Origin of the sequence: Protaetiibacter intestinalis (genome assembly GCF_003627075.1) — a bacterium.
Taxonomy (GTDB): Bacteria; Actinomycetota; Actinomycetes; order Actinomycetales; family Microbacteriaceae; genus Homoserinibacter; species Homoserinibacter intestinalis.
In genome coordinates, this window is the sequence record NZ_CP032630.1 from 1,059,246 (window position 1) to 1,083,490 (window position 24,245).

Here is a 24,245-nt window from a genome sequence, read left to right on the forward strand (position 1 = left end):
CCATGGCCGAATCATGGACGATCGCGCTCGACCGCCTGCGGGTCGTCGACGCCGACGAGGACGACTTCTGGAGCGACGGCGACGAGCCGTACCTCATCACGATCGGCTTCCGGTCCCGGTTCCGAACCCCCGGCTCCACGAGCGTCTTCTGGAGCGGCGTGCTCGACGACGACTGGGCGGACGGCATCGACTCCGGCGAGTCGAAGGCGATCCCCCGCAACCAGGGCACCGTCACCTTCGGCGGCATCGACCGCCCCACCCAGGCCGAGGTGCTGGCCGGGCAGTTCCCCGAGCTGGTGGGCGCGATCGTGCTGACCTTCGAATCGGATGCGACCCCGTTCAGCGCCATCCGCGGACTCGTGAACGACCTCATCGCCGCGGCACGCACCCAGATCACCCGGCTCGTCGAGCAGGGCAACCTCAACCTCGCCAACCCGCAGCCCGACATCGACGCGGCCGTGCGCAACATCCGCGCCGCCGTCGAGCCGTCGACGCTCGAGGCGATCGGGCTGTTCCTGCAGTCGTGGGGCGACCCCGACGACCTCATCGGGATGACGCCGCTCGTGTTCGCGGCCGTCGACACCTCGATGACGCTCCCCATCCCGGTGCTCGCCGACCAGGACCTCAACCTGCGCTTCCACCCGAGCGGCGTCGACTACCGTCTCACCGGCGCGGTCAGCCACCGCCCCGACGGGATCGGCTGGGAGTCGCTCGGCGGCATCCTGACCTCCGGGCCGGGTGCGGCATCCTGGGCGAAGAACCGCCTCGACCTCGTCGGGCGGGGGCAGGACAACGCCGTCTGGCACCGATGGTGGAACGGGTCGTGGCACGACTGGGAGTCGCTCGGCGGCATCGTCACCTCGGACCCCGCGGCCTCGTCGTGGGGCAAGGGACGCCTCGACATCTGGGCGCGCGGGCAGGACAACGCCCTGTGGCACAAGTGGTTCGACGGCTCGTGGCACGACTGGGAGTCGCTCGGCGGGGTGCTGACCTCCGGACCCGCCGCGGCATCCTGGGGCAAGGGTCGCGTCGACGTCTTCGCCCGCGGGCAGGACAACGCCCTGTGGCACCGCTGGTTCGACGGGCACTGGCACAACTGGGAGTCGCTCGGCGGCGTCATCACGAGCGACCCGGCGGTGGCATCCTGGGGCCCGGGCCGGCTGGATGTGTTCGCGCGCGGGCAGGACAACGCGCTGTGGCACAAGTGGTTCGACGGCTCGTGGCACAACTGGGAGTCGCTCGGCGGGGTGCTGACCTCCGCGCCCGGCGTCGCATCCTGGGGCCCGAACCGTCTCGACATCGTCGCCCGGGGCCAGGACAACGCCGCCTGGCACCGCTGGTGGAACGGCAGCTGGCACGGCTGGGAGTCGCTCGGCGGCCAGTTCAGCTCGGGGCTCGACGTCGCGTCGTGGGGTGACCACCGGCTCGACGTGGTCGGCCGGGGTCTCGACAACGCCCTCTGGCACGGCTGGTTCGACAACGGCTGGTCGTGACCGCCCGAACGAGGCGGAGAAATGCAGGAGACCCCCGTCAGCTCCTCTGCCGGTGCGGGCCTCTGCGGGCGTCGAGCGCGATATCTCCTGCATTTCTCCAGGACGAGGGGGCGGCATCCCTGCGGATGCCGCCCCCTCGTGGCGCTCAGGCTCAGGCTCAGCGGTCGGCGAGCTCGCGGATGATGTCGTCGCCCGGCACGACCGGCGTCCACTCGGCGACGATGTCGGCGCGCTGCAGCAGCTCCTCGGTGCGGCGGCGGCGGTTGCGCGGCACGAGGGTCACGACGGTGCCCTCCTTGCCGGCGCGGCCCGTGCGGCCCGCGCGGTGCAGGTAGGCCTTGTACTCGTCGGGCGCATCCGCCTGGATCACGAGCGACACGTCGTCGACGTGGATGCCGCGCGCGGCCACATCCGTCGCCACGAGCGCCTGCACGCGGCCGTTCGCGAACTTGTCGAGGGCACGCTGGCGACGCGACTGGGTGAGGTCGCCGTGGATCGACTCGGCGCGGATGCCGGCGTCGTCGAGCAGGTCGGCGAGCTGCTCCGCGAAGGCGCGGGTGCGCGCGAAGACGAGCTTCTTGCCGGGGCCGGAGGCGAGCTCGACGAGCACCTCCTGCTTGTCGCGCTGGTCGAGCAGCAGCACGCGGTGCTCGATCGTGGAGCTCGCCTGGTCCTCGCCGGCGACCTCGTGCACGGCCGGGTCCTTCAGGTAGCGCTCGACGATGTCCGCCACACCCTTGTCGAGGGTGGCGGAGAACAGCAGACGCTGCCCGCCCTCGGCGGTGCGGTCGAGGATCTCGGTGACCGGCTCGGCGAAGCCCAGCTCGCACATGTGGTCGGCCTCGTCGAGCACCGTGATGACGACCTTCGAGAGGTCGAGCTTGCCGGATGCGGAGAGGTCCTGGATGCGGCCCGGGGTGCCGATCACGATGTCGACACCGCGCTCGAGCGCGCCGAGCTGACGCGCGTAGGGCACGCCGCCGTAGATCTGGGTCGTGAAGAGGCCGACGCTGCGGGCGATCGGCTGCACGGTGCGGTCGATCTGCAGGGCGAGCTCACGCGTCGGGGCGAGGATGAGCGCGCGCGGGGCGCGGCCGAACTCGCGGCGCTTCTGGTCGCCCGCCTGCATGCGCAGCAGCCGCTCGACGAGCGGGGCGCCGAAGGCGATCGTCTTGCCGGAGCCGGTGCGGCCGCGGCCGAGCACGTCGCCGCCGGACAGCACATCCGGGATCGTCGCGGCCTGGATGGCGAAGGGGCTCGTGGCGCCCAGCTCCTCCAGCTCGCGCACGATGTTCTGGCCGAGTCCGAGGTCGCCGAAGGTCATGCCCTCGACGTCGGATGCCAGGGTGGCCTGCGCCTCGAGACGCTCGAGCACGACGTCCTCCACTTGCGGGCGGGGGGCGCGGTCCTCGCGGTCGCCGAAGTCGCGACGCGGACGGTCGTCATAGTCGCGACGCGGGCGCTCCTCGTAGCGCGGGCGGTCGTCGCGACGCGGGCGCTCGTCCCGGTACCCACCGCGATCGTCCCGGTACCCGCCGCGGCGGTCGTCCCGCTGCGGCCGGTCGCCGTACTCGCGACGCGGGCGCGCATCCTTGTCCGTTCGGGAGGACGACACGCCGTCGCGGCCCCGATATCCGTCCCGACGCGGCGCGTCGTCCTCCCGAACGAAACGCTCGGTGCGGGGGCGGTCGTCGTAGCTGCGCGCCGGACGGTCGTCACGGGCGCGGTCATCGTCACGGCGGGGACGGTCGGTGCCGTAGCTGTGCCGCTGCGGGCGGTCGCCGGCGAGACGGTGCGGGCGGTCGCCCGCGTGGTTGCTTCGGGAGGATGACACGCCGTCACGGTCGCGGTATCCGTCGCGCCGCGGCGCGTCGTCCTCCCGAACGAAACGGTCGGTGCGGGGGCGGTCGGTGCGACCCCGGTCGTCGCGGCGCTCGCCGTAGCCGGTGTCGCGCTTGCGGGCCGCGGGGGCGCGCTCCACCGAGTTGCGCGCGTCCTTGCCGCGCGGCTCCCAGTTGGGGCGGCCGTCCTCGGCGCGCTCCTGGCGCTGCCCGCGCGGACGCTCGACGCCGCGACCGTTCGCGACCCGCTGCTCGCTCGACCAGCGGGGCTTCTTGCCGCCTCGAGCGGCATCCGCCTCGGGCTTGTAGCCGCGGTGCTTGGCGGAGGGGCCGCCGACCTTCTTGCTCGTGTTCTTCTTGCCGCCCTGGGCGGCGCGCGCGTTGTACGCCATCGATGTGTCTCCGGTGTTCATGAGAGTGCGCCGCGCACGCAGAAACGCGCGTGCGACGAGAACCCGGGCATACGTGGACCGGGGCCGTTTTCCTCGTGGAAGTCCTCACCAGCGGATGCGCTGGTGATCCGGCCCGCTCGACCTACAAGGTGCATCAGACGCGGCGCAATGCCGCGATTCGTCGAGAGCCGACCCGTCGAGCATAGCGGGTGCCGTATTCCCGCACCCGAGCATCCGCCGTGAGAGTCGTGTCAAACGCTGCAGCGTTCGGCCACGCGCGCCCGACATCGGTGGCGCGGTCGGCCAGGCGCTGCAGCGTTTGACACCGTCACCGTCGGGGTTACGGTGGTCCGACCATGCGCGCCGCGAACCCGAGACGAGCCGCCCTGGCGGGGCTGTGCCTCGTGACGCTCGCGCTCGGCGGATGCGCGCCGCAGGGCGCGGAGTCGACCGAGGTCGAGGGGGTGGCGGGCGCCAGCAACCCCGAGCTCGCGACCTACCCCGACGTTCCCGTCGTCGCCGACATCGAGTACGGGGCGGCAGACGGGCAGCCGCTGCTGCTCGACGCGTGCCTCCCGCCCGACTTCGACGCGCTCACCGACCCCGCCCGCGCCGCGATCGTCGTCGTGCACGGCGGCAGCTGGGCCCGCGGCTCGAAGGACGACGTGGCGTGGCGCGCGGTGTGCCAGTGGCTCGCCGCATCCGGCTACCCGGCCTTCGCGCTCGACTACCGACTCGCGCCCGAGCACCCGTACCCGGCGGCCATCGACGACGTCGGGGCGGCGGTCGAGTGGCTGCGCGACCCCGAGCAGCTCGCCCGCTTCGGCATCGACCCGGACCGCATCGGCGCGTTCGGGGGCTCGGCGGGCGGCAACCTCGTGTCGCTGCTCGGCACCCGCGGCACCGGGTCGCTCGACGTCGGCTCGCGCGTGGCGGCGGTCGTCGAGCTCTCGGGTCCCATCGACCTCACGGGTGTCGCCGTCACCGACGACTTCGTACCGGTGCAGCTCGCCTACCTCGGCTGCGCCACCGAGGACGCCTGCCCGGCCGCCGTCGCGGCATCCGCCGACACCTGGGTGGATGCGAGCGACCCGCCGTTCTTCGTCGCCCACTCGACCGACGAGATGATCCCGCTCGGGCAGGCGAAGCTCTTCGTGCGCGCGCTGCGGGATGCCGGGGTCGACACCACCTTCGTCACCGTCACCGGCACCCTGCACTCGATCGCCATGCTCGACGCCGGCCTCAAGCAGCGCATCCTCGACTTCTACGCCCGCACCCTCGCCCCGAAGGAGCTGCCCGTCGCCCCCGCGACGGATGCGGCGGATGCGGCGCCGCCCGCGGGTTGAGCAGCGGGCGGGTCGAAACCCGTGCGGACGTGGACCGGTGGGGCCTCACGGACGACGGGCGCCCCGTCGAGGGGCGTCCGTCGTGGGTCTCGATACACCGCGCTTCGCGCGGCACTCGACCAGCGGGGGGAGTGGCGGCTTCGCGCGGCACGCGGGCGGCGGGGGCCGCAGACTGCACCCGGCTGGCGCGCGGGCGCCAAATAAGTACAATCATTGCAGTTTTCTGATCGAGGGGATCCCGATGACCGACTGCCTCGCCGCCACCGGCGCCTCCGACGCCTGGATCGTGGTGAGCGCCATCGCTGCCGGCGCCGTCGCGCTCGGGATCACGCTCGCGCTGCTCGTCCGTCGACGCTCACGGCTCGCCCCGGCGGCGCTGCTCGGCGTGCTGGTGCTCAGCCTGACGACAGGCGGGATGGCGACCTCCCCCGCGGCCCACGCGGCCGACGAGGGCTGCGCGACCGCGGCACCCACCGCGACCGCGAGCCCGACGCCCACGGCGACCGCGACCGCTCCCGCGCCCGTCACGATCGCCGGCAGCTGGGAAGGCGCGATCAACCCGCCGGGCGGCTACAACCTCCTCGTCACGATCACCGACGACGGCACCGTCGCATCCGGGGTGCTCTCCTACCCCGAGCTCCTCTGCGAGGCGGAGTGGACGCAGACGGCGCGCAGCGAGACGACGGTCACCTTCAGCGAGACGCTCACGGTTCCCGGCGGCTGCGCCGACGACGGGACCGTCGTGCTGACCCTGCTCGACTCGCCGCTCACGCAGCTCGGCTACATCTACACCTACTCCGGTGGGATCACGGCCATAGACCAGGGCACCCTGACGCGCACGACGTGAGCCGCGCGCCCCGCTACTCCGCGGAAGCGGAGACCGCGGCGGCCCGCTTCGCCGTGCGACGCTCGCGCGCACCCTCGACGAGGGAGTAGAGCGACGGCAGCACGACGAGCGTCAGCACGGTGGACGAGATGAGCCCGCCGATGACGACGATCGCGAGCGGCTGCGAGATGAAGCCGGAGTGGCCGGTGAGCCCCACCGCCATCGGGATGAGCGCGAAGATCGTCGCGAGCGCCGTCATGAGGATGGGCCGCAGACGCCGGGAGGCGCCGTGCACGATCGCGTCGACCACCCCCATCCCGCGCTCGCGGTACTGGTTGACGAGGTCGACGAGCACGATCGCGTTGGTGACGACGATGCCGATGAGCATGAGCAGGCCGATGATCGAGGCGACGCCCAGCGGGATGCCGGATGCCAGCTGCAGCAGGATCGCGCCGGTGGCGGCGAACGGCACCGACACGAGTAGCAGCAGCGGCTGCCGGAGGCTGCGGAACGTCGCCACCATCACCGTGTAGACGATGAGGATGGCCGCGAGCAGGGCGAGGCCGAGCTGGCTGAAGGCGTCCTGCTGGTCGGAGGTGACGCCGCCGACGGTCGCCGTGGCGCCGTCGGGCAGCTCGGTGTCGGCGAGCGCGGCGGTGACGTCGGAGGACGCCGTGCCGATGTCGGCGGTGGCGGGCGTCACCGAGACGGTCGCCGTGCGCACCCCGCGCTGGGTGGAGATGGATGCGGGCCCGTCGACCTGCGAGACGGTGGCGAGCGCGCTGAGCGGCTGCGGGCCGGCGAGGGTGGGGAGCACGAAGTCCTCGAGCTCCTGCACGCTCGTGGGTGCCGCGGGGTTGTCGATGTAGACGGAGAGGGTGTTGCCGTCGATCTCGACGGAGCCGACCGCGGCGGGCAGCATCGCCTCGGCGACGATGCCGCCGACCGCCACCTCGGAGAGCCCCACGGCGGCCGCCTTCTCACGGTCGACCTTGATCTCGATGTAGGGCTGCGTCTCGGAGAGGTTCGACTCCACCTGCTGGGCGACGTCGAGCCCGCGCATGGCGTCGACGATGCGGTCGTTCGCCTCCTGCAGGGTGTCGGCGTCGGGGGCGGTGATGTCGATGGCGATGTCGTTCGAGAACCCGCCACCGCCGGATCCGGAGGAGACGGAGATCTCGCCCACGGCATCCGGGTCGAGTCCGTCGATGACGTCCTGCACGTTCGCGCGCAGCTCGTCCTGGTCGAGGGAGTCGTCGGTCGTGATGGAGAAGGTGGTCGACCCGCCGCCGCCGAAGATCGCGGCGAGCGCGGAGCTGGAGCCGCCGCTCGAGCCGACCGACACCTGCACCGTCTCGAGCCCGTCGACGTCGTCGAGCGCCGCCTCGAGCTTCTTCGCGGCGGCGTCCTTCGCGTCGAGGCTCGTGCCGGCGGGCATCGTCTGGCTGATGGTGAGGGTGTTCTGCCCCGAGCCGCCCACGAAGTTGGTGGGCACGAGGGGTGTGAGCGCGAAGGTGCCGACGAGCACGAGCAGCGCGGCGCCGATCGTGATGGCGGGGTGCGCGACCGTCCAGCGGATGATCGGCAGGTAGCCCCTCTGCAGGGGCGAGGGGCGCTCGAGCTCGTCGTCCGGATGCGCGGGGTCGGCCTCGGCGGCGTCGTGCGCGTGGTGGGGCTTCACCTTGAGGAACCAGTAGGCGAGCACGGGCACGATCGTGAGCGCGACGAAGAGCGAGGCGAGCAGGGCGATCGTCACGGTGAGGGCGAACGGCCGGAACAGCTCGCCCGTGATGTCGCCGACGAGCGCGATCGGCAGGAACACGGCGACGGTCGTGACGGTGGAGGCGGTGATCGCGGTCGCGACCTCCTTCACGGCGGCGAGGATCGCCTCCTTCTTCTGCTCGCCGAGGCCCAGGTGCCGCTTGATGTTCTCGATGACGACGATCGAGTCGTCGACGACACGGCCGATGGCGATCGTGAGAGCGCCGAGGGTGAGCACGTTGAGCGAGTAGCCGGTGGCGAGCATCGCGACGAAGGTGATGAGCACCGAGACGGGGATGGAGATCGCGGCGACGAGGGTGGAGCGGATCGACAGCAGGAAGATGAAGATCACGACGACCGCGAAGCCGAGGCCGAGCAGACCCTCGGTGGCGAGCGAGTTGATGGAGCGCTCGATGAAGGGCGCCTGGTCGAACACGACCGTGAAGCCGGTGTCGCCTCCGAGCTGCGCGGCGAGCTCGTCGAGCTGGGCGTTCACGGCGCGCGAGACCTCGACCGTGTTGCCGGCGGGCGTCTTGGTGATGGCGATGGTGAGCGAGGGTTCGCCGTTGACGCGCGAGATGCCGGTGATCGGGTTGTCGACGATCGCGACGTCGGCCACGTCGCCGATCGTGGCGGGGGTGGCGCCGCCGAGCAGCGGCAGTGCGGCGAGGGTGTCGGTGGAGTCGAGCTTGACGCCCGCCTGCACCGTGAGCGTCTGGTCGCCGTCGTCGACGGTGCCCGCGGCGATGAGGATGCCGTTCGCCGTGAGCGCGTCGCGCACCGCCTGGGTGCTGAGCCCGTGCGCGGCGAGCTCCGCGGCATCCGGGGTGATGGTGATGCGCTGACCGGTGGCGCCGTAGACGGTCGCGGCGCTCACGCCGTCGAGCTGCTCGATCGCGGGCACCGTGAGGGTCTCGAGGCGTGAGGCGAGGTCGGCGGTGTCGAGGTCGCTCGTGACGGCGAGCTGCACGACGGGGAAGTCGCCGATCGAGAAGGTGACGACCTGCGGGTCGACGCCGTCGGGCAGCTGCGACTGGATGCGGCCGACCGCGAGCTCGACCTTCTGCTCGGCGCGGGTCAGGTCGGTGCCGTAGGCGAAGCTCGCCTGGACGGTGGAGACACCGGCCGAGCTGGTGGCGGAGGTGGAGTCGAGGCCCTCGACGCCCTGGATGGCGGACTCGATGGGCGTGGAGACGTCGTTCTCGACGACCGTGGGGCTCGCGCCCGGGTAGGTGGTGACGATCGTCACGTTCGGCAGCGTGAGCGAGGGGAACAGCTCGAGCTTGAGGGCCGTGAGCGCGTAGCCGCCGAACAGGGCGACGACGATCGTGAGCAGGGCGATGAGTGCGCGGTTGCGCAGGCTGAACACGGAGAGCAGTGACACGGTTCCCCCGGATTGCTGTGGATGCCGCTCGCGCGGCGGGAGGCGCGCACGCCGCTGTGCACTCGCCTCAGTATCCCAGCCGCGTCGCGCCCCTACCTTCCAATCCCCTGAACCCCCGCCCCCGGCGCTGATTGGTCGGTTTCTGGCCCCAAACCGCAGGTTTGGGGCCAGAAACCGACCGGTCAGCGACGACGGGTCAGACGACGTGGGCGAGGTCGGCCTCGGGAAGGCGCGCACCGTGGCGGGTGACGGTCGCCCAGGCTGCGGCGAGGGCGTCGACGCCGCGGTCCAGCTGGTCGGCCGGCATGCCGAAGGGGATGCGCAGGAAGCGCTCGAAGACGCCGTCGAGTCCGAAGCGCGGGCCCGCGCCGATCACGAGCCCCTCGTTGCGGGCCGCGAGCGCGAGCTGCGAGCTCACGGGCGCGCCGATGTTCACCCACGCGACGATCCCGCCCTCGACGTGCGGCATCCGCCACTGGGGCAGCTGCGCGCGGATGCGCTTGGCGAGGTGATCGCGGCCCTGGCGCAGGTAGGCGCGGCGCCCGGCGAGGATCTGCTCGTAGTCGGGCACCAGCTCGGCGACGACGAGCTGCTCGAGGATCGGGGTGCCGAGGTCGCTCGCGAAGCGCGTGCGCGCCATCCGCTGGATGAGCTCGCGCTCGGCGCGCACCCACCCGATGCGCAGGCCGCCCCAGATCGACTTGCCGACGGATCCGATGATGACGACGTTGCGGGTGACCGGGAACGGGGCGACGCGCGTCTGACCGTCGAGGCCGAGGCCGGTCATCGTCTCGTCGACGATCACCGTGGTGCCCTCGCGCTCGGCGAGGGCGAGCACGCGCTGGCGGGTGGCGTCGTCCATGGTGCGGCCGGTGGGGTTGTGGAACTCCGGCATGAGGTAGGCGAGCGTGGGGCTCGTGCGCTGGAAGGCCTGCTCGAGGCCGGCCTCGTCCCAGCCCTCGTCGGTCGTGACGGCGACGGGCACGAGCCGCGCGCCCGCGGCCTTGAGCGCCGCGAAGGCGTGCGGGTAGCCGGGCGACTCGACGACCGCGCGATCGCCGCGCGAGAGCAGGGTGCGGGCGACGAGGTGGATGGCGGACTGCGCGCCGACCGTGATCATGAGCTGCTCGGGGTCGGTCGGCAGCCCGCGCTCCGTGTAGCGGTCGGCGATCGCGCGGCGCAGCACGAGCAGGCCGAAGGGGTCGAAGCCGCTGTCGCCGAGGAAGCTCGGCAGCCGCTCGACGGCGGCCTGGGCGGCCTGGGCGACGGCGGGAAGCGAGGGCAGCGACGCCTTCGAGAAGTCGAGCGGCGCATCCACGAGCAGGTCGTCGGCGGTGCCGTCCTGCGGCAGGCGCGCGGTGCTGCCGGAGCCGCGGACGCTCGCGAGGTAGCCGGTGTCGCGCAGCTCGGCGTAGGCGGCCGACACGGTGGTGCGGCTGAGGCCGAGGTGCGCCGCGAGCTCGCGTTCGGCGGGCAGGCGGGTGCCGAGCGGGATGCGGCCGTCGAGGATGAGCAGGCGGATGCGGTCCGCGAGCGCCAGGTAGGCGGGACCGCTTCCGCGCCAATCGACCATGAGCAATGCCAATGCGCGCGCCGAGAGGGTGTTCATGCGGCCAGTGTAGCCGGATTGGACTCTTGTTCAAGGGCCAATTGTGAGGTGGACTGCTCACCGTGACCCCGCAACTCATCTGGACTCGCCGCATCGGGCAACTGCTCGTCGGCCTGTTCCTGTACGGCATCGCCATCGCCATGATGGTGCGCGCCGGCATCGGCGTGGGTCCGTGGGACGTGCTGACCCAGGGCCTCGTCGCCCAGACCGGCATCTCGTTCGGCGTCATCGTCGTCGCGGTCGGCGCGGTCGTGCTGCTGCTGTGGATCCCCATCCGTCAGAGGCCGGGCGTCGGCACGGTGCTCAACATCCTGCTCATCGGCCCCGCGGCCGATCTCGGCCTCGCCTGGATCCCGCAGCAGCACGAGTGGTGGACGCAGGGCCTGCTGTTCGCGGCCGGCCTCGCGCTGCTCGCCGTCGCCACCGGCCTCTACGTGGGCGCCCGCCTCGGCCCGGGCCCGCGCGACGGCCTCATGACCGGCATCCACGCCCGCTGGGGCTGGCCGATCTGGGCGGTGCGCACCGGCATCGAGGTGACCGTGCTCGTCGTCGGCTGGCTGCTCGGCGGCCAGGTCGGCATCGGCACCGTCGCGTTCGCGCTGCTCATCGGCCCGATGGTCGGCGTGACGCTCCCCTTCTTCCGGGTTCCGGAGGCGGCACCCGCTGCCGCCGCACCCACCGCATCCGGGGAGGAGGTGACCGCATGATCGTGCTGCTCTCGCTCGGGGCGTTGTCGCTCTGGGCCATCATCGCCACCGCCGTGATCACCGCCAACGACGGCTACCGCCAGCTGCCCGTCGACCGGGCGCTGCTGCCGTAGGCGGCATCCGAGATCCGCGAAGCCCCCGGAGAAGTCAGGTCTCCGGGGGCTTCGTCATGCTCAGAGCCGCGCCCGGGCATAGGCGCTGAGCGCATCGCGCACGAACGTCGCGCCCGCGGCGCCGCCGTAGTGGGCGGCGAAGCGCGGGTCGGCGACGTACATGTCGCCGAGCCCCGTGACGTACTCCTTCAGGGCGCCCGGGGTGCCCGGGATGCCGGCCAGCCACGCGACGTGGCGGCGGGCGAGCTCCTGCGCCGCCGCCGAGTCGGGGGCGACGCCGGATGCCGCCGCCGCGATCCAGTCGGCGCTCAGCGCCTCGAGCTGCTGTCGCCACTCGCGCTTCTCGTCGGCGCTCTTCCCGCGCCACCAGGCGTCGGATCGCGCGTACGCGTCGGCGCCCCAGCGCTCGGTCACCTCGTCCCGGTACTGCGTGTGGTCGAAGCCGTCGAACATCTGCTCTGCCATCGGTTCCTCACCTCCCTCCAGGGCGTCGATGGTCGCCTCGACGCTCGTCAGCTGCCGCGCGAGGCGCTCCCGTTCCTGCTCGAGCCACGCGCGGTGGGCGCGCAGTGCGTGCACGTCGCGCGTCTCGCCGGCGAGCACCTCGGCGATCGCCGGCAGCCCGAGCCCGAGTTCGCGCAACAGCAGCACGCGCTGCAGGCGCACGAGGGCGTCGGCGTCGTAGCGGCGGATGCCGCCCGCGCCGACGCTGCTCGGGGCGACGAGCCCGAGCTGGTCGTAGTGCCGCAGGGTGCGGCTCGTGACGCCCGCGAGCCGGGCGACCTCCTGGATCGTGTGCTCCATGTTCGGCTCCTCCCGCATCCGTCGTGCCGTCGCCTCCGACGCTAGACGTTGACGCAACGTCAACCGCAACCCCACGGGCGGCATCCGGCTTGCGCACATCCACAGACACGATATATCGTGAGTTTGACAAGACGCGATGTATCTCGACAGGAGCGGATGATGGCGCAGGAGAAGTGGCTCGTGGACGGGCCCAAGACGATCGACCTCGAGAACATCCACCGGCTCAAGGTGGGCCTCGTGGGCGGGCACGTCGACATCGTCGCCCACGACGAGCCGGGCGTGCGCGTCGAGGTGCGCGAGGTGACCGGCCGCGAACTGCTCGTGCAGGTCGACGGCGACCGCCTCGAGATCGACCACCCCCAGCTGCGCTGGGACAACTGGATCGACGTCTTCAAGAACTTCGGCTCGCGCATCCGCGCCGAGGTGAGCGTGCTCGTGCCGCGCGAGCTCGCGGTGACGCTCGGCGTCGTCTCGGCGGATGCGCTCGTCGCCGGCATCGAAGGCGACGCGCAGCTCAACACCGTCTCCGGCGACATCACCGCCGACGCCCTCACCGGCAAGCTCACCGTCAACTCGGTCAGCGGCGAGATCACCGTGCGCGACCACGCGGGCCCCGTCGGCATCAACACCGTGTCGGGCGACGTCATCGCGAGCGGCGCGATCGCCAAGTTCGACGCCGACGGCGTCTCGAGCGAGATCATGCTCGACGCCACCGGCATCCCGGATGCGGTGCGCGTCAACACCGTGTCGGGCGCCGTCACGGCGCGCTTCGACCCCGACACCCCCGCGAGCTACACGGTGCAGACCGTCGGCGGCAAGCTGCAGCTCGACGCGCAGTCGATCACCGTCGTCAAGGGCCGCTACACCGCGCGCCACGGCGTGCTCGACCAGCGCTGGACCGACGTGCGCATCAACACGGTCGGCGGCGACGTCAGCATCCTGCACACGGTGCGCGCATGACCCCGCCCGTCTTCGCCCACGGCCACCTGCGGCTCTACCTGCTGAGCCTGCTCGCCGAGCAGCCGCAGCACGGCTACGAGCTCATCCAGGCCCTCGGCGACCGCTTCGGCGGCACCTACGTGCCGAGCGCCGGCACCATCTACCCGCGGCTCGCGAAGCTGCAGGACGAGGGCCTCGTCACGAAGGAGTCCGACGGCCGCCGCAGCGTCTACGCGATCACCGATGCCGGTCGCGCCGAGCTGGCATCCCGTCAGGACGAGCTCGACGCGATCGAGACCGACGTGACCGACTCGGTGCGCCGCCTCGCCGACGAGGTGCGCAGCTCCGTGAGCGACGCCATGCGCTCGCTGCGGGCCGACCTGGCATCCGCCGCCCGTGAGGCGCGCACGACGCCGCAGCACGCCGGGGTGCGCGTCGATCCGGGAGCCGACGACCGCTCGGCGGCCCGCCAGCGGCTGCACGAGGCGGATGCGGCGCTCACCGCCTTCCGCGCCGAGCTGCGCAGCGAGCTGCGCGCGCAGCACGCCGCCGGGCGCCGCATCGAGGAGGCGGTCGGGCTGCTCACGAGCCGTCTCGACGAGGTGCGTCGCGAGGTCACGCGGGCGTTGCGCGGCTGAGCTCACCCGGCGGGTGCGAAGGCCACCGGGATGGAGAGGTCCTGCACGCGGTCGCCGAGCGCCGTGTGGTCGTTGCGGGTGTAGATCGCACACGCGTCGACCGTGCAGTCGTAGCCGTCGCCCACCGGGTCGACGACCTCGAGGTAGGCCGTGAAGGTGCCGGTGGCCGCGTCGTCGAAGGGGCGCGCGCCGAAAAGCTTCCAGCCCCACTCGTCGTTGATCCAGTTCGACGGCGCCCACTGGATCTCGCCCTCGGAGGTTTGCTGCTCGTCGGTCGACGGCACCCCGCCGAGGCACGGTCCCGGCTTGATCGAGGGGTCGTCGGGGATCACGCAGATCGCCACGTAGATGCCCTGGCCCGCGTCGTAGCCCGTGCCGCTGACCACGATCCGCTCCCCCACCGTGAGCGCCGAGGTGTCGACGACGCCGCCCGGGTCGGGTGAGACGACGCTCAGCTCGCGCTCGCGGCCGTCGTCGCCCGTCGCGGTGACGGTGGTCGGCCAATCCTCGGCGGGCGTCTCCTGGTTGGCCGCACCGCCGTCCTGGTGCAGCAGGATCGGGATGCCGAGCACGGCCGCGGGCACCAACAGCACCACCGCGACGGCGCCCGCGATCCACGGCCACCGCCTCCTGCGTCGCGCACTCGTCACCGCACGATCATAGGAGCGCGGGAGGCCAGGTGCGGCCCGCTTGACGAGCGGCGCCGCAAGCGTATGCTTCCCCTCCGTGACTGACGAGTCTCGGAGCGAATCCGAGGACACACCCCGATCTCCCAAGCGCTGGCTCATCGGCGATCCGCTGCCCACCTCGACCCTCGAGGGGCAGTTGCTGCCGAAGCATCTGGCGCTGCCGATCTTCGCGAGCGACCCGCTCTCCTCCGTGGCGTACGCGCCGCAGGAGCTGCTCATGATCCTGCTGCTCGGCGGGCTCGCCTTCCTCAGCTTCGCGCCCTGGGTGGCGGGCGCGGTCGTGCTGCTGCTCATCGTCGTTGTCGCCTCCTACCGCCAGCTCGTGAAGGCCTACCCCTCGGGCGGCGGCGACTACGAGGTCGCGTCGAAGAACCTCGGCGAGAAGGCGGGCGTCGTGGTCGCCGCCGCGCTGCTCGTGGACTACATCCTCACCGTCGCCGTCTCGGTCGCGTCCGGCGTCGACAACATCATCTCGGCGATCCCCGGGCTCAACGGCTGGCGGGTGGAGCTCGCCGTCGGCTTCGTCGTGGTGCTCGCCGCCATCAACCTGCGCGGCGTGCGCGAGGCGTCGAAGGCGTTCGCGATCCCCACCTACCTCTTCATCGGCTCGATCGCCGTCATGCTCGTCACGGCGCTCATCCGCATGGCTCTCGGCGACGCGCCCGTCGCCGAGAGCGCCGGCTGGGATGTGAAGGGCGAGCAGCTCACGCAGGCCGCCTTCGTGCTGCTCATCCTGCGCTCCTTCGCGAGCGGATGCGCGGCCCTCACGGGCGTCGAGGCGGTCTCGAACGGCGTGCCCGCCTTCCGCCGGCCCAAGGTGCAGAACGCGCAGCGCACCCTCGTGGCGATGGGCGGAATCGCGATCGTGCTGTTCACCGGGCTCACCGTCGTCGCGCTCGTCACGGGCGTGCACTACGCCGAGCGCGCGTGCGACCTCATCGGCTTCACCGACTGCGAGACCGAGCCGCAGCGCTCGCTCATCGCCCAGATCGCCTCCGCGACCTTCGGCAACAACACCATCCCGTTCTTCATCGTGCAGGCCGCCACCGCGGCGGTGCTGCTGCTCGCCGCCAACACGGCCTTCAACGGCTTCCCGCTGCTCGGGTCGGTGCTCGCCACCGACGGCTACGCCCCCAAGGCGCTCGCCACCCGCGGCGACCGGCTCATCTTCTCCAACGGCGTGCTGGCCCTCTCGGCGGTCGCGATCGTGCTGCTGATCGGCGCGCAGGCGAACGTGACGGCGCTCATCCAGCTGTACATCATCGGCGTCTTCATCTCGTTCACGCTCGGCCAGATCGGCATGGTGCGGCACTGGTCGCGGATGCTGCGCGAGGGCTGCACCGACCGCGGCTCCGTGTGGCGGGGGCTCGCCATCAACGCCCTCGGGGCGCTCATGACGGCATCCGTGCTCATCATCGTGACGGTCACCAAGTTCGTGCACGGGGCGTGGATCGTGTTCGTCGTGATGGCGGTGCTGATCCTGCTGATGATCGGCGTGAACCGCTACTACCGCGACGTGGACCGGGAGATCGCGGCCGATGCGACGACCGTGTTCGGCTCCTCCGGCGACCACGCGATCGTGCTCGTCGGGCGCATGTCGAAGCCCGTGCTGAAGGCGCTCGACTACGCGATCGCCGCCCGGCACGAGTCGATCGAGGCGATCCACGTGTCGATCGACGACGCCGCGAGCGAGACGCTCGAGGCGCAGTGGGCCGAGCACAACATCCACGTGCCGCTCACCGTGATCGGCTCGCCGTACCGCGACATCTCGCTGCCGCTCATCAAGTACATCAAGCAGCACCGCGCGGCCCACGGCTCCGAGGTGGTGACGGTGTACCTGCCCGAGTACATCGTGGGGCATTGGTGGGAGGTCGTGCTGCACAACCACAAGGCGCGCCGCATCCGCCACAAGCTCATGCTCGTGCACGGCGTCGTGGTGGCGCTCGTGCCGTGGCTGCTCGACTCGTCCGACCTCATCTACGGCCGCCGCTCGCGCCCGCTGCCCGGCCAGGACCGCCGCGGCGAGCCGGTGCGCCCCCCGATGCGCGCCCCGAACCCCCCGACCCCCACGGGCCGCAAGCGCTGACGGTCAGTAGCCGAGGGTGCTGAGGTAGGAGACCACCTGACGGGCGATCGTGCGGCCCGCGCGGTTGGCGCCGATCGTGGATGCCGTGGGCCCGTAGCCGGCGAAGAAGACGCCCGCGTTGCGGTAGGCGGCGCCGCCCGCGACCGTCACGCCGCCCGCCTGCTCGCGCAGCTTGAGCGAGGCGAGGTGCCGCAGCTCCGGACGGAACCCGGTCGCCCAGATGATGGCATCCGCGTGCTGGGCGGAGCCGTCGGCGAAGACCACGCCATCCGGTTCGATGCGGGTGAACATGGGGCGCTCGGAGAGCAGCCCGCGGTCGATTGCGGCCTGGATGCGGCGGGTGCGCGGCACGCCCGTCGTCGACACGATCGACGGCAGGGCGCGGCCCTCGCGCGCGGCGGCGTCCTGCAGGGTGACGGCGCGCGTGCCGCCCTCGATGTTGAGCTCCTGCTCCTCGAGGAACTCGATCGGGCGCCGGGTGACCCAGGTGATGGAGCGCGCCACGTTCTCGAGCTCGAGCAGGAAGCCGATCGCGCTCGTGCCGCCGCCGACCACCACGACATCCTGGTCCCGGAACTCCTCGGCGTCGCGGTACTCCGTCGTGTTGAGCTGCCGGCCGCGGAAGTCGTCGCGCCCCGGATACCACGGGATGAAGGGGGCGCCCCAGGTGCCGGTCGCGTTCACGACCACCTGGGTCGAGAAGGTCTGGTCGCCGTAGGCGTCGTCGAAGGTGACCTCGAAGCCGTCGAGGGTCGCCCGCACGCGGGTGACGTCGGCCGGGCGCACCACCTTGAGGTCGAAGTGCCGCTCGTACTGCGCGTAGTAGTCGGCGACGACGTCGCGCGCGGGCGCGGTGCGGTCGGCCGTGTCGAAGCTGAGGCCGAGCTCGTCCATGCCGGGGAGGTCGTTCACGCGGTGCGCGTAGCCGAGTCGCAGCGCCTCCCAGCGGAACTGCCACGCGCCTCCCGCGCCCGGACCCCGGTCGAGCAGCACGAAGTCGTTGCCCGGATCGAGGCCGAGCTTGCGCAGGTAGTAGGCCACCGAGAGGCCCGCCTGTCCGGCGCCGATGATCACCACGGAGGTGTCGGTCGGCCGGTCAGTCACCCGCCCCACGTTACCCGCCGGGCTCCGGCTGGGGGCAGGAGATCTTCAGCCGCCCGCCCTATCGTCGGGGCATGACCGTGACCCCCGACCCCGACGAGCTCGCCGCGACCCCGGCATCCGCGACCGCCGCGGCGGGTCGGATGGTGGGGGCCGCGTTCTCGAGCGGCAAGCGGGCCGCGGGGCGGGCGCGGGAGGCGATCCGCGGCAACCCCTCGGCCGATCGCGCGTACCGCACGGCGGTCGGCGTCACGGGCGGGGCGACGGTGGCGCTCGGCGTCGTGCTCATGCCGCTGCCGGGCCCGGGAACCCTCATCGCGCTCGGCGGGCTGGCGATGCTCGGCAGCGAGTTCGAGGGCGCGAGGAAGGTGTCGACGAAGGCCACCGCAGCCGCCAAGACGGCCGCCGCGAAGGTCGCCGAGCGGCGCGCCCGCCGCTCGTCCTCGACCCCCGCCGACCGGGGCCCGAGCCCCGCTGCGTGATAGACTCCCCGCAGATTTTTCCGTCCTATATCGCAGCTCTGAAACGAGGGGGTCACGCATGGGGCGCGGCCGTCAGAAGGCAAAGCACACCAAGGTCGCCCGGGAGCTGAAGTACTTCAGCCCGGACACCAACTACAACGCGCTCGAGCGCGAGCTCGGCGGCAACCCGCGCCTCGAGGAGGACCTCGAGAAGTGGCCGGAGTACGCCGACACCTACGGTGACGACGAGGACGACGACCTCGACGAGAGCGACGTCAAGACCGCCTGAGTCGGGTCATCCCCAGACGCGGCTGGACGTGAGGCGGGCTCGGCTGCCACGCTGAGCCGGTGACCGATGCGCGAACGGGGTTCCGCGACTCCGAGGCCGTTTCGCTGCGCGAGGCCCGCCGCCCACGCGCCTGGGTGCACGCGCTCGTCGCGTTCGGGGTGGGCTCCCTTGGCGTCACCGCGCTCCCCTCGATCGCCGTCGCCGCGCTCATGGGCGGCCCCCTGGTTCTGGCGGTGGTGGGCGCCACCACGCTCGTCGTCGGCTTCGCCGTCTTCGCGGGGCTCGGCATCGCCTTCGTCGGAAGCCGCCGGGCGACCTGGCTCGGCTGCACGGCGATGGCCTGGCTCGCCGGCGCGATCCTCGGATTCCTGGGAGCGGAGGTGGCGGAGCTGGGCGACGTCTACACCGCGCCCGAGTTCCTGCGCGCCTGCCTCGTCGCCGGGACGGCCGCTGCCGCCTGCGCCTTGCTGGCCCATCGGGGCGTCGCCCGGGTGCTCGGCGCGGCCGGCCTCGTGGCCCTCGTCGTCACGATCGGGGTCGTCGCCGCCGGGTTGGCCGCCCCGAAGGTCCCGCCTTACCCCGCCATCCCCACCACGACCGTGGTGCCGGGGTATGTCGCCGTCGGCGCACCGGAGGCCCTCGACCTCGACGGCCCCGCGTACTGGGCCGCCTACGTTCCCGAAGGAGGAGGCGAGATCGCGTTCGCGATCATCGCCCAGCCGGCGCCGGCGTCGGCGCCCTGCATCGAGGACGCGATCCGCGATCCGGCCGACCCCCGCAGCGTCGACTCGCAGCAGGACTGCGTTCAGGAGGGCGACTTCTGGGTGCGGACGGGTGCGCGTCTGCACGAGGTGTCGCTGGTGGGACCGGACGAGATCGTGCGCGCCGTCGCCCCGCTGTCCACCCCTGCCGACGTGCTGCGCGAGGCCGTCGCGAACGCGACGCCCAGGCCCTGATGCACCGTCGCGGAGAGCCTCAGGAGGCGTAACCGCCGACCAGGCGAACGGCGCCTCCGTCGACGCCCTTGGCGCCCTGCTCGAAGCCGGCGAGGTCGTGGGACGCCGTGGAGACGCGGCCCGCGACCCACGCGGGCAGGCCGGCCGCCTCGAGGGCGCGCGTGACCGAGCTGGCTGCCGCGGCATCCACCACCGCGAAGAAGCCCACGCCGAGGTTCCAGGTGGATTCGGTGTCGGCGAGCTCGAGGCCGCCCCAGGAGGCGAGGGTGCGGAACACGGGCTGCGGGCTCCAGGTGGAGCGGTCGAGCTCGACCCAGGCGCCCTTCGGCAGCACGCGCGCGAGGTTCGCGGCGATGCCGCCGCCGGTCACGTGGGAGAGCGCGTGGATGGCGCCCGGCAGCTGGTCGATGACGGTGAGCAGCGGCGCGGTGTAGAGGCGTGTCGGCTCGAGCAGCACCTCGCCGACGACGCCGCCGAGCTCGTCCGAGTGGTCGGTGTAGGCGAGGCCGCGCTGGTCGAGGATGTGCCGCACGAGCGAGAAGCCGTTGCTGTGCAGGCCGGAGCTGGCGATGGCGACCACGACGTCACCGTGCTGCACGCGGTCCGGGCCGAGCACGGCATCCGCCTCGACGACGCCCACCGCGGCACCCGCGATGTCGTAGTCGTCTGCGGCCATGAGGCCGGGATGCTCGGCGGTCTCGCCGCCGACGAGCGCGGTGCCGGTCGCCTCGCAGGCGCGTGCGACGCCCGCCACGAGGGTCGCGATGCGCTCGGGGTGCACCTTGCCGGTGGCGATGTAGTCGGTCATGAAGAGCGGCTTCGCACCCACCACCACGATGTCGTCGACGACCATCGCCACGAGGTCCTGGCCGATCGTGTCGTGCTTGTCGACCGCGAGTGCGAGCGCGATCTTGGTGCCGACGCCGTCGGTGCTCGTCGCGAGCAGCGGACGCGTGTAACCGGTCAGGGCGGTTGCGTCGAAGAGGCCCGCGAAGCCGCCCACGCCGCCCAGCACCTCCGGGCCGTGCGTGCGGGCCACCGAGGCCTTCATGAGCTCGACCGCGCGGTCGCCCGCCGCGGTGTCGACGCCGGCGGCCGCGTAGCTCGCGTCGCCGTGGGCGGGGGCGGATGCGGGGGCGCTCGTCACGTGCCCAGGATACCCGCGGCGGGTCGGGGCCCGGCTCGCCCTCCCCGCATCCGCCGTCGCCCGCGCGCGGTCGTCCCATCTCAAGGAGTCGGGCCTCCCGTCTCAAGGAGTCGGTGTGACCGGTGTCGACTGCTGGGGAGGAAGGGGCGGATGCGGATGCGAGCTCCTTGAGATGGGAGGCCCGAGTCCTTGAGATGGGAAGGAGGGGGCGGCATCCGAGGTCATCCGGATTCTCAGGAGGGGGTGTGGGAGGATGGGGCGTACTCATCCGGTGCGCGCCCCACGAACCCCAGGAGCAGCCCGCAGCATGTGCGGCATCGTCGGCATCGTCTCATCGAGCCCCGTCAACCAACAGGTCTACGACAGCCTGTCCCTCCTCCAGCACCGCGGCCAGGACTCGACGGGCATCGCCACGTCCGAGGGCTCGATCATCCACATGTTCAAGGCCAAGGGGCAGGTGCGCGAGGCGTACCGCACGCGCGACATGCGCAGCCTCCTCGGCACCATGGGTCTCGGGCACGTGCGCTACGCCACCCGCGGCGACGCCTCCAAGGAGCAGGAGGCCCAGCCGTTCTACGTGAACGCGCCCTACGGCATCGTGCTCGTCCACAACGGCAACCTCACCAACACGCGCGAGCTCACCGAGGAGCTCTTCCACACCGACCGTCGGCACCTCAACACCAACTCCGACACCGAACTGCTCGTCAACGTGCTCGCCAACGAGCTGCAGTCACAGATCCGCGGCGCCGACCTCGACCCCGACCAGGTGTTCGACGCGATCGAGACCCTGCACGAGCGCGTCGAGGGCTCCTACGCGGCCATCGCCCTCATCGCCGGGCACGGGCTGCTCGCCTTCCGCGACCCGTTCGGCATCCGTCCGCTCATCCTGGGTCGCCGCTCGGCGGGGCTCGTCGGCGAGGAGTGGGTCGTGGCGTCGGAGTCGCTCGTGCTCGAGCACGGCGGCTACGAGGTGGTGCGGGATGTGGCCCCCGGCGAGGCCGTGTTCATCACGCGCTCGGGTGAGCTGTACGCGCGGCAGTGCGCGAAGAACCCGCGCCTCATCCCGTGCTCCTTCGAGTACGTGTACCTCGCGCGCCCCGACTCGATCATGAACGGCATCTCGGTCTACGACGCCCGCCTGCGGCTCGGCGACCGGCTCGCCGACACGATCGCCAAGTACACGCCCTCGGGCGCGATCGACGTCGTCATGCCGATCCCCGACTCCTCGCGCCCCGCCGCCATGCAGGTGGCGCGCAAGCTCGGCATCGAGTACCGCGAGGGCTTCTACAAGAACCGCTACGTCGGGCGGACGTTCATCATGCCCGGCCAGGAGCAGCGCACGAAGAGCGTCAAGCAGAAGCTCAACGCGATGAGCTCCGAGTTCGCCGGCAAGAACGTGCTCATCGTCGACGACTCGATCGTGCGCGGCACGACCTCGAAGGAGATCGTCGACATGGCGCGTCAGGCGGGCGCCCACTCGGTCACCTTCACCTCGGCGGCGCCGCCTGTGCGCTACCCGCACGTCTACGGCATCAACATGCCCACACGGGCCGAGCTCATCGCATCCGGGCGCAAGATCCCCGAGATCGCGACCGCCCTCGGCGCCGACTACCTCATCTACCAGGAGGTCGAGGACATGAAGTCGGCGATCCTCGAAGGCTCGACGATCACCGACCTCGAGATGAGCTGCTTCACGGGCGAGTACGTCACCGGCACCGTGACGCCCGAGTACCTCGAGTGGGTCGAGCGCAACCAGCTCAGCTGAAGCGGGCCCGCACCTCCGCGGGGAACAGCCCCAGCGGGTACAGCTGCCACTCGCGCGTGGATGCGACGCGCAGCTCGGCGGCGCCGCGGGACACCGCGAACCGGTCGAACGCGCGGTAGCGCATCCGCAGCACCTCGCCGCCGCGGGCCACCGTCACGTACTCGTCGTCGAACCCGCTCCAGATCGTCTCGGTGCCGAGCTGCTTGCGGATCGCCGAGCGGGTGCCCACGATCGCGGTGATCGGCCACAGCACCAGGATCGCGACCGCGACGACGACCGGCACCGGGTCCGCGAACGCGACCGTCAGGGCACCGCCGGTGACGAGCACCCCCGCCGCGACGGCCAGCAGTGTCGGATGCGTCGCCATGAGCACCACGACCCGCCGCGAGGCGGCGCGGAGGAACCCGCCGTCGATCGTCGCGTGGTGGGGGAACTGGGCGGGGTCGAGCTGCGGCACGACGCGCGAGGCGATCCCTGCCCGCACCCGCTCCACGGCCTCCGGTGGGCACAGTTCGACGGGCAGCAGCAGCGGCGCCGCATCCACCCGGCGGAAGGCCACGAACCGGCCGCGCGGGCGCACATCCCGGAACCGCGCGTACGGGATGAAGGCGTCGACGTCGGCGTCCGCGAGGCGGAGCACCACCTCGTCATAGCGCACGACGGTCGTGTCGCCTTCGGGGGCGCCGCGACGGGCCGCGCGAAGCGTCTCGCGGAGGACGACGAGCTGGAGCACGACCATGAGCGCGAGGAAGAGCCCCGCGCCCAGCAGGAACGCCGACTCGAGGAACCCCAGTGCGCCCATGAGCAGCACCAGCACCGCTCCGAACACGAGGCTGCCGCGCTGGCGCTCGAGGAACATCGCGCGTGCGTACCGCCCCGCGAAACCGGCGTCGGCCGTGTAGTGGAACTGGAGTGCGGTGTCGGCCCGGTCGGTCACCCCTGCGACGCTATTCGAGCCCGTGGCCGGTCGCACACCCCCGTTGCGGCGTCAGTCGACCTGCTCGTGCTCCACGCGCACCGTGCGCGCGCGGCGCTCGCTGCGGCGGTCGAGCGCGAGGCCGATGAGGGCGGCGACGAGCACGCCGGCGGGCACGCCGTAGAGGCAGAAGTAGGCGAACGTCGCCGCGAAGCCCACGTTCGGGTCGGCCGGGAACAGGCTCGTGAGGATGAGCGTCGCGAAGGCGCCGAGCACGGCGCCGACCAGCAGGAACACCCCGAGCTTGGGGGCGCGGCGGATGCGGGTCTCGAGCACCTCGGGTGCGGCGGGCGGCTCGGGGGCCGCGGGCACCTCGTCGGGGGTCTCGGGTTCGCTCACCCCTCCATTGTCGCAGCCTCCGCGGGGGGCATCCTCCGGGCTCTCGCGATCGACGCGCGGGCGGCGTCGCGCGCAGGCGGCGGGAGAAGTTGCTCCCGCCGCGTGGGGTGCGCGCCGCCCGAGCAGGCGGCTGCTCCCGCCGTGCGGGATGCGGCGCCGGGCGGGCGGGCGGGCGGGGCGAGCGGGCCGGGCTACGCCCAGCGCAGCGGCAGCACCCCGCGCAGCTCGGCGCGGGTTCCGGATGCCGAGACGCGCGCATCCGCGAGCGCCGCGTCCCAGCCGAGCGCGCCTGTCGCGAGCGCGAGCCAGGTGACGGCATCCGTCTCGACGACGTTGGGCGGGGTGCCGCGGGTGTGGCGGGGTCCCGGGATCGCCTGCGTCGCGCCGAACGGCGGCACGCGCACCTCGACCGAGTTGCCCTCGTGGTCGGTGGCGAGCTGCTCGAGCAGGAAGCGCACGGCCGTCGCGAGTGTCTGCCGGTCGTCGGCGCCGCCCTGCCAGGCGCGCACGGCGGCGCGTCCCGCATCCGCGTCGATCCGCCGCCTCACCGCCACGCCTCGACGCTACCGCGCGCCCGGTAGCC

General features: G+C 72.2%; 21 protein-coding genes. 11 read left to right on the forward strand and 10 right to left on the reverse strand.

All coding sequences use genetic code 11. The features are described from left to right. Positions 1-2: 2 nt before the first annotated feature. Positions 3-1,493 carry a hypothetical protein gene (locus D7I47_RS15020; RefSeq protein WP_227000874.1) on the forward strand — a complete coding sequence of 497 codons (1,491 nt, stop codon included), beginning with the start codon at positions 3-5 and terminating at the stop codon, positions 1,491-1,493. A 157-nt stretch (positions 1,494-1,650) separates the two neighbouring features. Here D7I47_RS15020 and D7I47_RS05130 read toward each other — a convergent pair whose 3' ends face one another. Further along, positions 1,651-3,726: a DEAD/DEAH box helicase gene (locus D7I47_RS05130; RefSeq protein ID WP_120762045.1), complete on the reverse strand. Its 2,076-nt coding sequence runs from the start codon at positions 3,724-3,726 to the stop codon at positions 1,651-1,653. 356 nt (positions 3,727-4,082) lie between these two features. Between D7I47_RS05130 and D7I47_RS05135 the strand changes: the two genes are divergently transcribed. Then, positions 4,083-5,072, forward strand: coding sequence for an alpha/beta hydrolase (locus tag D7I47_RS05135; protein ID WP_120762046.1), 990 nt, complete (start codon positions 4,083-4,085; stop codon positions 5,070-5,072). 241 nt (positions 5,073-5,313) lie between these two features. Further along, complete coding sequence (locus D7I47_RS05140) at positions 5,314-5,919, forward strand: hypothetical protein (RefSeq protein ID WP_120762047.1); 606 nt, start codon at positions 5,314-5,316, stop codon at positions 5,917-5,919. 13 nt (positions 5,920-5,932) lie between these two features. Here D7I47_RS05140 and D7I47_RS05145 read toward each other — a convergent pair whose 3' ends face one another. Continuing rightward, positions 5,933-9,043 carry an efflux RND transporter permease subunit gene (locus D7I47_RS05145; RefSeq protein WP_120762048.1) on the reverse strand — a complete coding sequence of 1,037 codons (3,111 nt, stop codon included), beginning with the start codon at positions 9,041-9,043 and terminating at the stop codon, positions 5,933-5,935. A gap of 196 nt (positions 9,044-9,239) precedes the next feature. Next, positions 9,240-10,652, reverse strand: a complete 1,413-nt coding sequence (yczR, locus tag D7I47_RS05150) for a MocR-like transcription factor YczR (protein ID WP_120762049.1) — start codon at positions 10,650-10,652, stop codon at positions 9,240-9,242. 140 nt (positions 10,653-10,792) lie between these two features. Between yczR and yczE the strand changes: the two genes are divergently transcribed. Next, positions 10,793-11,359 (forward strand): membrane protein YczE, encoded by a 567-nt coding sequence (gene yczE / locus D7I47_RS05155; protein WP_227000947.1) that lies wholly within the window; start codon positions 10,793-10,795, stop codon positions 11,357-11,359. 173 nt (positions 11,360-11,532) lie between these two features. On the opposite strand, the gene D7I47_RS05160 is transcribed toward yczE, so the two are convergent. Continuing rightward, the gene (locus D7I47_RS05160) at positions 11,533-12,276 is read right to left on the reverse strand and encodes a MerR family transcriptional regulator (protein ID WP_120762050.1); all 744 of its coding nucleotides are present in this window, start codon (positions 12,274-12,276) and stop codon (positions 11,533-11,535) included. 159 nt (positions 12,277-12,435) lie between these two features. On the opposite strand from D7I47_RS05160, the gene D7I47_RS05165 reads away from it, so the two are divergent. Both D7I47_RS05165 and D7I47_RS05170 read left to right on the forward strand, forming a co-directional pair. Beyond that, positions 12,436-13,236 carry a DUF4097 family beta strand repeat-containing protein gene (locus D7I47_RS05165; RefSeq protein ID WP_120762051.1) on the forward strand — a complete coding sequence of 267 codons (801 nt, stop codon included), beginning with the start codon at positions 12,436-12,438 and terminating at the stop codon, positions 13,234-13,236. After that, the gene (locus D7I47_RS05170) at positions 13,233-13,853 is read left to right on the forward strand and encodes a PadR family transcriptional regulator (protein ID WP_120762052.1); all 621 of its coding nucleotides are present in this window, start codon (positions 13,233-13,235) and stop codon (positions 13,851-13,853) included. Before D7I47_RS05165 ends, D7I47_RS05170 begins: the two co-directional genes overlap by 4 nt. Before the next feature lie 2 nt (positions 13,854-13,855). On the opposite strand, the gene D7I47_RS05175 is transcribed toward D7I47_RS05170, so the two are convergent. Then, a complete protein-coding gene (locus D7I47_RS05175) occupies positions 13,856-14,503 on the reverse strand; it encodes a hypothetical protein (RefSeq protein WP_120762053.1) in 648 nt (215 codons plus the stop codon). Positions 14,504-14,579: 76 nt separating this feature from the next. On the opposite strand from D7I47_RS05175, the gene D7I47_RS05180 reads away from it, so the two are divergent. Next, positions 14,580-16,628 (forward strand): APC family permease, encoded by a 2,049-nt coding sequence (locus D7I47_RS05180; RefSeq protein WP_120762054.1) that lies wholly within the window; start codon positions 14,580-14,582, stop codon positions 16,626-16,628. Between the two features lie 3 nt (positions 16,629-16,631). Here the strand turns inward: D7I47_RS05180 and D7I47_RS05185 are convergent, their stop codons facing one another. Next, entirely contained in the window at positions 16,632-17,732 is a 1,101-nt protein-coding gene (locus D7I47_RS05185; RefSeq protein WP_120762055.1) for an FAD-dependent oxidoreductase, read from the reverse strand. Positions 17,733-17,803: 71 nt separating this feature from the next. Here D7I47_RS05185 and D7I47_RS05190 point away from each other — a divergent pair, with 71 nt between their 5' ends. Genes D7I47_RS05190 through D7I47_RS05200 form a run of 3 tightly spaced genes read left to right on the forward strand, consistent with a single transcriptional unit; the run spans position 17,804 to position 19,435 of the window. Next, on the forward strand, positions 17,804-18,211 hold the full coding sequence (locus D7I47_RS05190) for a PGPGW domain-containing protein (RefSeq protein WP_227000876.1): 408 nt from the start codon (positions 17,804-17,806) through the stop codon (positions 18,209-18,211). Between the two features lie 58 nt (positions 18,212-18,269). Next, on the forward strand, positions 18,270-18,479 hold the full coding sequence (locus D7I47_RS05195) for a DUF3073 domain-containing protein (protein WP_120762056.1): 210 nt from the start codon (positions 18,270-18,272) through the stop codon (positions 18,477-18,479). Between the two features lie 59 nt (positions 18,480-18,538). Further along, positions 18,539-19,435 carry a hypothetical protein gene (locus D7I47_RS05200; RefSeq protein WP_120762057.1) on the forward strand — a complete coding sequence of 299 codons (897 nt, stop codon included), beginning with the start codon at positions 18,539-18,541 and terminating at the stop codon, positions 19,433-19,435. Positions 19,436-19,454: 19 nt separating this feature from the next. On the opposite strand, the gene purM is transcribed toward D7I47_RS05200, so the two are convergent. Next, positions 19,455-20,582 (reverse strand): phosphoribosylformylglycinamidine cyclo-ligase, encoded by a 1,128-nt coding sequence (gene purM / locus D7I47_RS05205; protein ID WP_120762058.1) that lies wholly within the window; start codon positions 20,580-20,582, stop codon positions 19,455-19,457. 307 nt (positions 20,583-20,889) lie between these two features. Between purM and purF the strand changes: the two genes are divergently transcribed. After that, complete coding sequence (purF, locus tag D7I47_RS05210; protein ID WP_120762059.1) at positions 20,890-22,347, forward strand: amidophosphoribosyltransferase; 1,458 nt, start codon at positions 20,890-20,892, stop codon at positions 22,345-22,347. On the opposite strand, the gene D7I47_RS05215 is transcribed toward purF, so the two are convergent. The 3 genes from D7I47_RS05215 to D7I47_RS05225 form a co-directional block, all read right to left on the reverse strand. Continuing rightward, entirely contained in the window at positions 22,340-23,284 is a 945-nt protein-coding gene (locus tag D7I47_RS05215) for a hypothetical protein (RefSeq protein ID WP_120762060.1), read from the reverse strand. The two genes, purF and D7I47_RS05215, sit on opposite strands and share 8 nt — an antisense overlap. 51 nt (positions 23,285-23,335) lie before the next feature. Next, on the reverse strand, positions 23,336-23,662 hold the full coding sequence (locus D7I47_RS05220) for a hypothetical protein (protein WP_120762061.1): 327 nt from the start codon (positions 23,660-23,662) through the stop codon (positions 23,336-23,338). Between the two features lie 191 nt (positions 23,663-23,853). Next, a complete protein-coding gene (locus tag D7I47_RS05225) occupies positions 23,854-24,216 on the reverse strand; it encodes a sterol carrier family protein (RefSeq protein WP_157981641.1) in 363 nt (120 codons plus the stop codon). Positions 24,217-24,245: the final 29 nt, after the last annotated feature.

What these genes read in the sequence shown, in the direction of transcription:
- D7I47_RS05130 (WP_120762045.1), bottom strand. Translation starts at nt 3,726, where the DNA reads ATGGCGTACAACGCGCGCGCCGCCCAGGGCGGCAAGAAGAACACGAGC.
- D7I47_RS15020 (WP_227000874.1), top strand. Translation starts at nt 3, where the DNA reads ATGGCCGAATCATGGACGATCGCGCTCGACCGCCTGCGGGTCGTCGAC.
- yczE (WP_227000947.1), top strand. Translation starts at nt 10,793, where the DNA reads ATGATGGTGCGCGCCGGCATCGGCGTGGGTCCGTGGGACGTGCTGACC.
- yczR (WP_120762049.1), bottom strand. Translation starts at nt 10,652, where the DNA reads ATGAACACCCTCTCGGCGCGCGCATTGGCATTGCTCATGGTCGATTGG.
- D7I47_RS05170 (WP_120762052.1), top strand. Translation starts at nt 13,233, where the DNA reads ATGACCCCGCCCGTCTTCGCCCACGGCCACCTGCGGCTCTACCTGCTG.
- D7I47_RS05165 (WP_120762051.1), top strand. Translation starts at nt 12,436, where the DNA reads ATGGCGCAGGAGAAGTGGCTCGTGGACGGGCCCAAGACGATCGACCTC.
- D7I47_RS05135 (WP_120762046.1), top strand. Translation starts at nt 4,083, where the DNA reads ATGCGCGCCGCGAACCCGAGACGAGCCGCCCTGGCGGGGCTGTGCCTC.
- purF (WP_120762059.1), top strand. Translation starts at nt 20,890, where the DNA reads ATGTGCGGCATCGTCGGCATCGTCTCATCGAGCCCCGTCAACCAACAG.
- D7I47_RS05190 (WP_227000876.1), top strand. Translation starts at nt 17,804, where the DNA reads ATGACCGTGACCCCCGACCCCGACGAGCTCGCCGCGACCCCGGCATCC.
- D7I47_RS05160 (WP_120762050.1), bottom strand. Translation starts at nt 12,276, where the DNA reads ATGGAGCACACGATCCAGGAGGTCGCCCGGCTCGCGGGCGTCACGAGC.
- D7I47_RS05195 (WP_120762056.1), top strand. Translation starts at nt 18,270, where the DNA reads ATGGGGCGCGGCCGTCAGAAGGCAAAGCACACCAAGGTCGCCCGGGAG.
- D7I47_RS05140 (WP_120762047.1), top strand. Translation starts at nt 5,314, where the DNA reads ATGACCGACTGCCTCGCCGCCACCGGCGCCTCCGACGCCTGGATCGTG.